At 34.7% G+C, this 11,253-nt stretch carries 8 protein-coding genes; 4 read left to right on the forward strand and 4 right to left on the reverse strand.

Annotated features, from left to right (window positions below; genetic code table 11):
• Positions 1-2: 2 nt before the first annotated feature.
• The 4 genes from IPN70_03450 to bcp form a co-directional block, all read right to left on the reverse strand.
• Positions 3-503, reverse strand: a complete 501-nt coding sequence (locus IPN70_03450; GenBank protein QQS60920.1) for a hypothetical protein — start codon at positions 501-503, stop codon at positions 3-5.
• Positions 504-526: 23 nt separating this feature from the next.
• Positions 527-1,765, reverse strand: a complete 1,239-nt coding sequence (locus IPN70_03455) for an ABC transporter permease (protein ID QQS60921.1) — start codon at positions 1,763-1,765, stop codon at positions 527-529.
• A gap of 180 nt (positions 1,766-1,945) precedes the next feature.
• Entirely contained in the window at positions 1,946-2,716 is a 771-nt protein-coding gene (locus IPN70_03460; protein ID QQS60922.1) for a hypothetical protein, read from the reverse strand.
• A gap of 136 nt (positions 2,717-2,852) precedes the next feature.
• Complete coding sequence (gene bcp / locus IPN70_03465; GenBank protein ID QQS60923.1) at positions 2,853-3,314, reverse strand: thioredoxin-dependent thiol peroxidase; 462 nt, start codon at positions 3,312-3,314, stop codon at positions 2,853-2,855.
• 299 nt (positions 3,315-3,613) lie between these two features.
• Here bcp and IPN70_03470 point away from each other — a divergent pair, with 299 nt between their 5' ends.
• The 4 genes from IPN70_03470 to IPN70_03485 all read left to right on the forward strand — a co-directional run bounded on the left by IPN70_03470 (position 3,614) and on the right by IPN70_03485 (position 11,251).
• Positions 3,614-5,455 carry a cation-translocating P-type ATPase gene (locus IPN70_03470; protein QQS60924.1) on the forward strand — a complete coding sequence of 614 codons (1,842 nt, stop codon included), beginning with the start codon at positions 3,614-3,616 and terminating at the stop codon, positions 5,453-5,455.
• A gap of 93 nt (positions 5,456-5,548) precedes the next feature.
• A complete protein-coding gene (locus IPN70_03475; protein QQS60925.1) occupies positions 5,549-10,357 on the forward strand; it encodes a hypothetical protein in 4,809 nt (1,602 codons plus the stop codon).
• A gap of 12 nt (positions 10,358-10,369) precedes the next feature.
• Positions 10,370-10,726 carry a hypothetical protein gene (locus IPN70_03480; GenBank protein ID QQS60926.1) on the forward strand — a complete coding sequence of 119 codons (357 nt, stop codon included), beginning with the start codon at positions 10,370-10,372 and terminating at the stop codon, positions 10,724-10,726.
• A gap of 81 nt (positions 10,727-10,807) precedes the next feature.
• A complete protein-coding gene (locus IPN70_03485) occupies positions 10,808-11,251 on the forward strand; it encodes a hypothetical protein (protein QQS60927.1) in 444 nt (147 codons plus the stop codon).
• Positions 11,252-11,253: the final 2 nt, after the last annotated feature.

Raw genomic sequence — 11,253 nt, forward strand, 5'->3', positions numbered from 1 at the left:
TTCTAATTTAAACCTTTTATTTTGACGGCTTCTATACCAGTTTCTGTTGCCCAAATGGATAGATAAGTTCCTTTTTTTATTTCACTTAAATCTGATTTTAGTAATCCACCAGTACCCGTGCCATCAGCTTTGTAGATAGGGACACCAACAGGAATAGTTAGGGGGGTATCTTCAGTTTTAACATCTGCTAACTCTGAAGCACGAAGAGCCTGACGTTCTACCTCGGTTAATTTTTGTCTCTCAGCTTTCCTTTGTGCCATTTGTTCTTCAGTTAAACTTTCTTTTCCAATTTCTTTTTTTATAATAATTTCATTTCCCTCAATCGAGGAAACAACACCATTTATTTCGGATGCACGAGTCGGAAGAGTCATTTCATCCTGTGATAAAAGTATATTCTTTTGGGATTCTGATTCAACAGTAATCTGATCTTCATTTGTTCCAATACATCCACTAAGGAAGAATACTGAAATTAAGAATGATCCAATGAGAGGTAACTTTTTCATAGCGTTATTTTTTATAATATTACTTATTCGTATCTAATAGTATCTATAGGTTTGAGTTTAGCTGCTTTTAATGCCGGATAATAGCCAAAGAATATGCCAATGCTAACGGTAAAAATTGCGGAAAGTCCATAACTCCACCATATAAAAATAATATCTAATCCATATTTTTTCAATGCATAATAAAGAAGAGAGGCAAGGAGAAGGCCAATAAAAGCACTAAAAAAGCTTAAAATAAAAGCTTCTGTTAAAAAGTGAAAAAGAATATAATTTTTCTTTGCACCGATAGCTTTTCTAATTCCTATTTCTTTGGTTCTTTCTTTAACGACAATACTCATTACATTCATAATTCCAATACCTCCAACTAATAAAACTACCAATCCAACACTTCCTAATAATAAGGCCATAGTTTGGGCGCTGTCTTTAGCTGCTTGCACATTAACACCCATATCTCTTACGCGAAAATCTTCTGGCATATCCGGACGTAAATTGTGCTCTTCACGTAGGATAGCACTAACGTCCTCAATAGCGCTATTAATGCTTTTAATATCTTTGGCCTGTAAGTTTAAATTAAATTTACCATTTATACCGAGGACATAACGATAAGAAGAAAAGTAGGGCATAATAATGCTATCATCTAAAGAAATCGGTCCCAATGAACCACCTTTATATTTGGAAATGCCAATAATTTCAAATTGTTTTTTTCCTATTGTTATTTCTTGCCCGATTACATTAGGATTGGCTGTTCCAAATAATTCTTCTGCTACCGTTGAGCCAAGCACTGCTACTTTGAGGTGCGTATCCTCTTCTTCCTGAGAGAAAAAACGACCCCTTATTAATTCTATATTAGCTAAATCTTTAAGTTCAGTGGTGCTACCAAGAATACCAGCTTGATAGATAGTTTCTTTTGACTGAGTTTGAACTTTTCCTGTTAATTGGGGTACAGCAGAAGAAATAAAAGGACTTTTCATAACAGCTGAAACATCATCAATATTTAAGCGAGAAGCAGCACCTCCTTCAGTTGGAGATGGTGCATTAACGAGGATGGTCGTGACACTCATATTGGAATATTGTTTTTCGATTTCAGCCTTTGCGCCAGCTCCCATTTCGATCACAAGAACGATAGTGGCTGAACCAATAATTATTCCGAGAGAAGTTAGAAAAGAGCGAAATTTATTTTTATTTAAGCTTCGCCAAGCTATTTCGAGAGTTTTTAGGTAAACGTAGGCATTTTTTCCTATGTATTTTGAACGAAGTTTTTTCATGAGATTTTCGATAGAATAGATTAGTATTGTAATAGGAAATGAAATCTATTTCAATTTTTGTTCAGTTGCAGAGTTAAAGTTATTTTTTGAAAGCTTGGTGTATAGCGAAAATCTTTTATAAAAGGTGAAATGCTTAAAAATAGATAAGAATAAAAATGATGAATATTTTTTAGTATTTAATTAATGAGAAATAGCCTTTCTAGATTTTTTCTGAGCATGTTCTTTTTCAAAAGCTTCAAGAGCTAAATAAAGTGAGACCATAAGGAGCCCAACAATATCCCAGCCGATAAAAATATAAGAAGGAACGCCAAAAATAGTATTTTCAACAGAATAAGACCAACGACTAATATTAACAGCAACAAGATCTCCCAATGCTCCGCAACCAAGGGCATTTATGCCAACAATAGCGAAGGGAGCGCTTCTTATTATAAAAACAAGAAAGATATCAATGAGAATAAATAAAATAAAGACAAGAGATGGCTCGCTCCAAAAAAAGTAAATACTTAAAATGGAAAAAATAAAAGCAAAAATAAATGCCAAAAAGATAGTGGAGGATTTTGGAGGATTATGGGGTAAAGATTGAAAAATTTTAAGAGTAAAAATTCCCTTATAAAGACTAATACAGAGAATGCTTATATTTCCCCAAACGAAAGGAAGATAGAGAGGAATTGAAAGAAAAGATGTTTTATCGTAAGTCCAAACATTCATGGAAATAAAAAACATTTCATGAAGGCTTCCAATAAGAGCAAATGTATAATAAACAATGAGGAGTTTTTTACTTTTGGAAGCATAAAGCGCAAGAATCCCAGAAAGTAATATGGGGATTGTTGCAAGCCAGGGAGTGTGCCCAAGAAGCCAAACAGAAAGTAAATTTATAAAAAGAAAACAAAGAAGAATGATAAAATTTTTGAGAGGTGAGTTTTTCTTATGAGAGAAAAGAAAAGAAAACATAAAAAATAAATTACTATATTAGCAAAGATAGTATACAAGAGAGATGTGGAAGAAGAAAGATTTTTTATATACTTAAAATCATAGCATAAAGCTTGAAAATGAATTGTATAGATAGCCTCTTTAAAAAGAAAGTTTTTTATTGGTAGCTGAGGACGTCACGAAGTATCTCACTTGCATGTTCTTCGGGTTTAATTTTTTCGTATATTTTTTGGATTTTTCCTTCCGTATTAATAAGGAAAGATATTCTTTCTGTCCCCATATATTCACGTCCCATAAATTTTTTCTTTCTCCAAGCCCCAAACATTTCTACAAGTTTTCTGTCTTCATCAACAAGAAGGGGAAAGGGAATTTGATATTTTTCTCTAAATTTTTGATGAGATGTAGCATTTTGGATACTTACACCAAGAACTGAAATATTTGCTTCTTTAAATTCTTTCCAAGAATCTCGGATGGCGCAAGCTTCTTTTGTACATCCGGGAGTGTCGTCTTTGGGATAAAAATAAAGAAGGAGCCAACGGCCAAGATATGTTTTTTGTGAGTATTCGAAACCCTTTTCATCAAATGCTTGGAACTGTATTTTTTTGCCAATGGAAATCATATTATTTTTTTGAATGTATATAGTATCTCGAGTATAGCAAAAAAAGAATGAAATACATAAAGGAGTTGTTACTAATTTTCATTTTTTACTGAGCATCGTTGAAGATTTCGTAACAGAAGAAAACTAACAATGATCTTATGTAATAACTTTTCGCAAATAATAGTGTAACGATGTATACTAAAAAAGAAATTTTAGTAACCAGATTGTGCGGAGATTATGATGGTGTGAGGAACGCTTTTGCTTTTTTAATAATTTTTAAAAGCAATTTCAAAAAAAAGTAATAAAAACATATAAATACTATGATAGAAAAATTTTTTGGTTCCCCATGGTATGCTGGAGGAAGTATTATTATTTCTTCTCTTTTTTTAGGGATTGATATATTTTTTCCTTTCCCAATGAGTTCTTTTTTATTAGGAACAGCTGTTGTGATAGGAGGTGCTCCTGTTTTTCTTTTAGGAATTCGCTCACTTTTTCAATGGCATCTTTCTATAGAAGTTTTCAATGCATTTGCTATTATTTTTGCCTTTTCTATAGGAGAATTTCGATCTGCTTGTTTTATTGTTCTTATGCTTGCATTCGCTTCGATTTTGGAATGGAGAACAGAAAGGCGCTCTTCTCGATCAATAGAAGAACTTTTAGCCCTTCGACCGCGTATCGCATTTCGTGAAAGGCAGGGAAAAATTCAAGAAATATCTGTAAATGAAGTTCAGAAAGATGATATTCTTCTTGTTCATACGGGTGAACGAATTCCAGTAGATGGTGTTGTGATTTTTGGTTTTGGAAGTATAAATGAATCTTCAGTAACAGGTGAATCGAAATTAGTAGAAAAAATAGTTGGCGATTTCGTTTTGGGATCAACTCTTAATGAAGGAAATCCTTTAAGAATTCGTGCCACGAGAGTGGGAAAGGATTCAACTCTCGAAAGAATGATTGCTTTGGTTTTAGAAGCTGGTAAAAATAAATCAAAACCAGAGCGTTTGGCTGATCGTTTTGCTGGGATATTTCTTCCTTTCGTTTTACTTTTGGGTGCGATTGCTTTTTGGATTACAAAAGACGCATCGGTAACAGCAGCGATTTTTCTTGTAGCATGTGCAGATGATATCGCCGTTGCTATTCCTCTTGCTGTTACAGCGACCATAGGATATGTGGCGAAAAATGGCGTGATTGTAAAGGGTGGAGGACGTCTTTCTCTTTTGGCGCAAGTAAAAACTATTGTTTTTGATAAAACAGGAACACTTACATTTGGATCTTTAGAGCTTCGAGATATTCACATAGAACCATGGATTCCCCAGAAAGAATTTTGGAAATATTTAGCTATTGCTGAGAAATTTTCGGATCACCCTGTTGGACGCGCAGCATTTCGAAGGGCAAATCGAGAGTATGGAGAAGACGTTCCTGACTCAGATGCTGTGGAAGTTTTAAAAGGAGTGGGAATAACTGTTTCAGTAGAAGGAAAAAAAATATCAATAGGGAAAAATATTCTTTTTGAACCTTTTCTTTCCAAAGATTTACGAACGGCATTATTGGATACCTATGGACAAGATTGGCTTTATTCGGCAGATGCTGTGGTAATAGATGAAAAAATAGCAGGATTTTTCGTTGTAGAAGACATTCCCCGATTAGAGTCAAAAGAAAGTTTAGAAAGACTTCGATCTTTGGGAATTGAGCATCTTGTGATGCTTACAGGAGATGATGAAAAAACTGCTCGAAAAATAGCTTCGGAATTGGGAATAACTGAAGTTTTGGCAGATATGACGCCAGAGCTAAAACTTCGTGTTATAGAAAAATTTTCAAAGAATTCTATTACAGCTATGATCGGCGATGGTGTGAATGATGCTCCATCACTTGCCCGTGCTGATATTGGCATTGCTATGGGAGGAGGAACGGCATCAGCTATTGAAACGGCTGATATTGTTATTCTTTCTGATAATCTTTCTCATCTCGGTGATGCTATAGAGGTAGCCCGAAGAATGCGATCAGTCATATTTTTTGATATGGGTATTTGGTTTGTGACGAATATGATTGGAATAATACTTGTTTTTATGGGAGTTTTCGGTCCAGCACTTGCAGCTTTCTATAATTTTTTTACGGACTTTTTGCCAGTAATTAATTCTCTCCGATTATTTTGGAAAAAAACATAGAAAATGAGAAATATATTTTGGAATTTTTCTTTTGTATGGTATTCTTAAAAAAGAAAATGTTCTCATTATTTTTTGGGAAATCACAACATGGGTATGGCTATTGAAAATGAAAATGAAAAGGGTGCGGAACAATTGGAAAAACAACAAAAACAGTTTAATGATAGAATAGTTACAGTAAGAAATTCCATACGAAATAAATTGCAAGAGACGCGAAAAAAAGAGGGTTTGGAAGAAGGAAATAATTCAGTCGAAAGAGAAAATCCATGGAAGCTTCTTTTTAATGATATAAACTATCATCAAGGAATGTCTTCTCTTACAGAAGAACTGGTAATGGATTTTGAAAAAAGATTTCAGGAGCTTTCGGATAATTCTGTTGGAATGAAAAATGAAGCAACTTCGGAAAATACAAAAGAAAAAATAGCAAATGATTTTTCTAAAGAGATTCAAGAAATGGAAGTATTGGATGTAAAACTCCAAGAAAAACAACGTAGTTTGGATGATATTGATGAACAAATCGAAGAACTTCTTGGTCAGGGTAAAAATATTCAGTTGGATATAGATCAATTGGAAGAAAGAATGGGGACTATTCCGGAAAAAGAATGGTTTGAGGCTTTAAGAGATGTGGAAAATATAAATCATGATATAAAAACAAAACATAGAAGAAAAAGTGAAATTGAAAAAGAAGTAAATACTTTGCATTCGCAAGTTTTGGAACGTTTTGAAAAAATTCCCGAAGAAAAAAAACAAGAACTGAAATTGAGAGAAAGTCTTTTTTCTATAAGGATTTTTGGTGAGCATAAAGAGAAGAAAGTAAATAAAAATGAAGATATGGAGAATTTTTTGAGAGAAAAAGGTGAGCAATTACCCTCCGGGGAGTCTCAAAAAAAACAGGTGAATGAAAAAAGTAATCCTCAAGAGGAGGAAATAGTTCTTTCTTCTCATGATACGCAAGAAGGAAAGAAACATGAAGAACTTCGAGAAAAGATGAGTGATGCAATGCAGGAATTGGCGAAGAAAAAAACTGAAAGAGAGAGGTTTGTGGAGGAGAAACGAGAACTTGAAGATAGGAGTAGAAAATATGGCATAGAATTGAATGAAGATTTTGATAATATTGAAAAACAAATTGAAATAATTGAAAAAGATATACAAAAGCAAGAAGAGTTTGTGCAGGTGATGCAGAAAGAATTTGAAGGGGGTTTTGTGAATAATTCTGGAGGCACCCCGAATGATTTTGAAAAAGAAACTCTCTCACAGTCTTCAGGTGAAACTGAAAAAACACAAGAGGAAGAAAAAGAAAGTAAAGAAAGTGAAATTCTTGAGGGAGAGTATATTCCCAAAAACAAAGTTTCAGGGAGTTCGGAAAGAGAAGAGCGGGTTGTTATTAACGGTGAATACTCGAGAGTGGACGATAAAGAAGAAACAAACTCTTCGCAAAAATCCGAAAAAGGCGAGCAGCGTTTTTCTCCAGAAGAATTTTCAAATCGAAAACAACGTATAGAGGATATTCAAAAGAAAATTGATGGCTATGAGGAAGAGAAGAATAAATTACAAAAAGAATTAAATCTTTTGGGAGGTGAGCAAAAAGAAATCGAAGCAGAATTAAGTTCCTTGGAAGGGGGGATGAAACAAGAGGAGCGAGGCGGAAAGACTGTCTATAGAGGAACGCTTTCAGTGGGAGAGATTGAAGAATTAAAAAAGAGAAGAGATGAAAATAATCGAAAAATACAAGAAAAAAAGGCGTCTATAGAGGTAATTCAAATATCCATCCAAAATGCACAAGATGAACAAAAAGCTCTAAAAGAAAAGTTTATTGCGGATTTTGATATGTACGCGGGTAGAGTTTCTCCGGGGGAAGAAGCTCAGACATTACTTGATTTTTTTGAAGATGCGGAGAGATACCGGAAAGAACTTGATGGTTCTTTAGATATTTTGCCTAAGAATGTTTCTGAAAATAAGGAGGGACCATCAGAAAAAACAGAAGAAAAACCTCTTTCTGCTACGGACGAAAAAAAGAACTCTGAGAAGGGGGATGAAGAAGGTGAATTTTTGCGAAAACTTACGAAGGATTTGGAAGATGCTCGAGAGGCATTTGCTTTGGATATGAAAAATCCCGAGAAGAAAAAAAAGTATGATGAATATTTGCAAAACTACAATAGCGAAGTGGCGAAAAGATTTTCGGATTATATGGAAGCGAAAGAATTTGAACAGATGATGCGTGCCAACGAAATAGGTGAACAAATAAAAATAAAAGAAGCGATAGCGGACGATCGATTGAAGGATGTTTCTTTTATGGGCAAGGCAAAAAATATGTTTATGAGTGGGATAGAGAAGTATCAAAAACTTCCATTCAAACAAAAAATTGCTCTTAGTGTTGGACTTATAGGTGCCGGAGCTTTAGGAGGTGCTGCTGTGGGTGCGACAGCAATAGGCATGACTGCTGCCGGACTTGGAATGCGAGCCCTTTCTTTTACATCGTCTTCTGTGGGTTTCAATACTTTTTTTAAGGATATTTCCGAAAAACTTTATAGTGGTGCAGATAGAGAAAGGGTTGATAATGCAAGAGATTCTTTCGGTGAAATTTATGGGAAAAAAAGTGAATTCTATAAAGAAAATCCTTTAGAAAAAGCGAAATATATTCAGAATTTGTTGGGACAATCTTCTTCTCAAATTGCGGATCGAATAGAAAAAAGAAATTATCGAGATAAATATTTACGATGGACAGGGTCGGTAGGATCCGCTCTTGCTTTAACTATGGCGTCTCGATGTTTGGGAGAAGCTGCTGCAAGTAAAATTGGAGAATGGTTTTCAGACGCGCCTACTTTAAAAATTTCCCCTGAATATATCCAAACGCCACCATCAGATCCTATTACAGGGGGTGGAATGGCGTTGGATGATGCATCTTGGAATAATGATTCAGATTTTCCAAATGGGGGTGATGATGGAGGACAAAGCTCGTTTACACCAGAAACTTCGCAGGGAGTTTCTTCGGAAACTATTCCTGGAGGGGGAGTTTCTTTAGATGAATCATCATGGGAGCAAAATCTTTCGGACAAGAGTCCTGATATGGAGAAGACATTTGAAACTGTTGAAATGAAAATGTCTCCTGAAGAATATGCGAAGGCACATCCAGAACTTTTTAAATCTTTGGAAGGACGTGTTTGGATGGATAATGATACTCAATTAAGAGTTGGTACTGATGGTATGATAACGGGTGCTGATAGGAATGAATTAAGTCTTCGTTGGGGAGGTGGCGGTGATGGCGTAGACGCTCGAGGCAATTATGTTTTTAGTGTGGCTAAAATGACTTCTGATGGTTCTTTTCATAAAGGATTGTCTGAAGATGCAATCAAGGCTATACAAAGTGGAGAATTAAAAATGATTTTTACTTTAAATGAAAACCTTCAGGGACAATATATAGAAGTTCCTGTAGAATCTAATGGAAACATTATAATTGATCCTCAATCTTCTGCAGGAAAAATATTATTTTCTCAAAATGGAGGAAGATCTGTTTTCCTTGGACATACAGCAGAAGTTGGTATTTTTGGAGACGACGGAAAATTCACCGTTCTCGCAACTCATAAAGGAAACGGTTTGGAATCTATTATGGAGAGCGTGCAGAATGAAATTCCTGAGGAAGTTACTTCGAATATTACTACAGAAACAGCTCTTCCTGAGGACTTGTCTATAAAACCATCTCCTGAAATTCCTGAAAAAATGCATTTTGAGGAGTCAAGATTTTTTGGAGAAGATATGCAACATAGGGTAAAAAGTGGTGATCGAATATGGAATATTTTAGGAGAAAGGACAGAGAACTTTTTTTCAGATCGTCCAGATATTTCCTCTGAACAAAGGAAAATATTCATAGATTCTTTGAAAGATTCCTTAGAAAATATGAAGCCTGAGGAATTAAAAGCAGGAGGAATATCGAGTGGAAATATTGATAGAATTTTTGCAGGTCGCGATACTATTGATTTTTCAAAACTTCTCGATGATGAGGATTATCTTCGCGCCATAAAACAATCAGGTATTACTTTGGAGGCGCAAGAAACTATGGCAAGTGAAATACCTTCCCAAATAGAAGTAACTCCTGAGATAACGGAAGCACCTGCCACGTCGTCAGAAGAAGTTTTACAAGCGCAACCAGAAATGGTTACAGAAGAATTTCCTTCAGAAACAGCCACAGAGGAAGTTCTTGAAACAGCGGAAGAAACAATCCCACAAGACGTAGAAACTTCTCCAATTCCAGAAACTTTACCAAAAGAAGAAATTCCTTCAGAAACAGATATAGAGGAAATTCTTGAGACAGTGGAAGAAACAACTCCACAAGACGTAGAAACTTCTCCAATTCCAGAAACCTTACCAACACCAGAAATTCTTTCAATTGGAGAAAGTCGTCCTTTTGGAGAGTTAATCGGGGAGGGTCCTATTACGGAGCAAGGACTTAAGTCTTTGGGTTCTGTGGGAGAGGATATTTGGAAATATGTGAGCACTTCTTTGGAAAGAAATTATCTAGATGTACAAAACTCTACAATACAAGACACATTAAAGGCATTAGAAGTACAGAGACTTTCTGATGGTAGTATCTCTCTTGTTTCAGAAGGAGAGACGTCTTTTCTGGAAGTTATGAGAGAATTTCCCAAAGATGCTCTTGCTTTTGATAGATATGAAGAATTTTTTGATTCTATTTCAGATAAGGATAGAAATGATATTTCCCTTATAGTGGAACAGAATATAAATGATCCTTCAAAATTTGAAAAAAATCTAAGAAGCATATTCTCTTTTAATGGAGTTTCAGAGAATAAAATTGAAGAATTATTAAGATCAAGAATTGGTGAAAGTAGAGAACAATTTTTCCAAAGAACAGTAACTCAAATAGCTATGCTTAAAAATATTAGTAAATAAAAACAATTTTTTATGAATGAAATCATGACTTTTCCTTTGGAGGAAGAAACAAAAAAAGATATTCTTCGAGATCTCGGTGTAGAAAATATACCTCAAGAAAAACAAGAAGAAATACTCTCAGGGATCGGAGAACTTCTTTTAAAAGAGATTTTCTTGGCGACGATAGATCGTCTGTCAAAGGAGCAGCAAGATGAATACGAAGAATTACTTTCCAAAGAAGTCTCTCCTGAAGAGGTTGAAAATTTTTTGAAAAATGCTATTCCTGATTATGAAATGGTTGTAGCTACTGTAACAAAAGATCTCATGGAAGATCTAAAGAAAGATGCGGGTGAAAATATTTCAGAGGAAATGAAAAACCTTGAAGAATAATTTTTCTAGAAATATTACTTATTTTGGTGTATAGTGAAAAATAGATGAGAGTTGTTTTTTAATGAGAAATAGAATAATCATATGGCAGTAACACCTTATAATTTAGAACCGATAGAAGATGATTTGAAAATAAAAAATGAGTCTGTTTTGGAAAAAAAAGAAAATGAAGAAGAAAAAGAGATACTACCCGCAGCAGAAACGCTTGTTGAATCGGAAAATCCTTCTTTAAAAGAAGCGTCTTTTGAAAAGTTTTTGGAGAAAACAAAAATGCAAATAAGTGATCAAATGAATGCTTCTGAACAAGTTCATGCAAAAGAAAATGCGCATGTAGATGAATTATTGGAAACGGATATTGCTACACGAATAACAAAACTTATCGCTGTAGCAGAAGAGCAAGGTATTACGCAGGCTTTTGAAATAGCATTAAAATTTGATGATCTTTATACTATTGATACATTGCACGATACTCTGTCTGGCTCTTTGTATGAAGAGCTAAAGAAAAAAGGTTTGATACACGAAGAATGATG

Source organism: Candidatus Moraniibacteriota bacterium (assembly GCA_016699795.1).
In the GTDB taxonomy this organism is placed as follows: Bacteria; Patescibacteriota; Minisyncoccia; order Moranbacterales.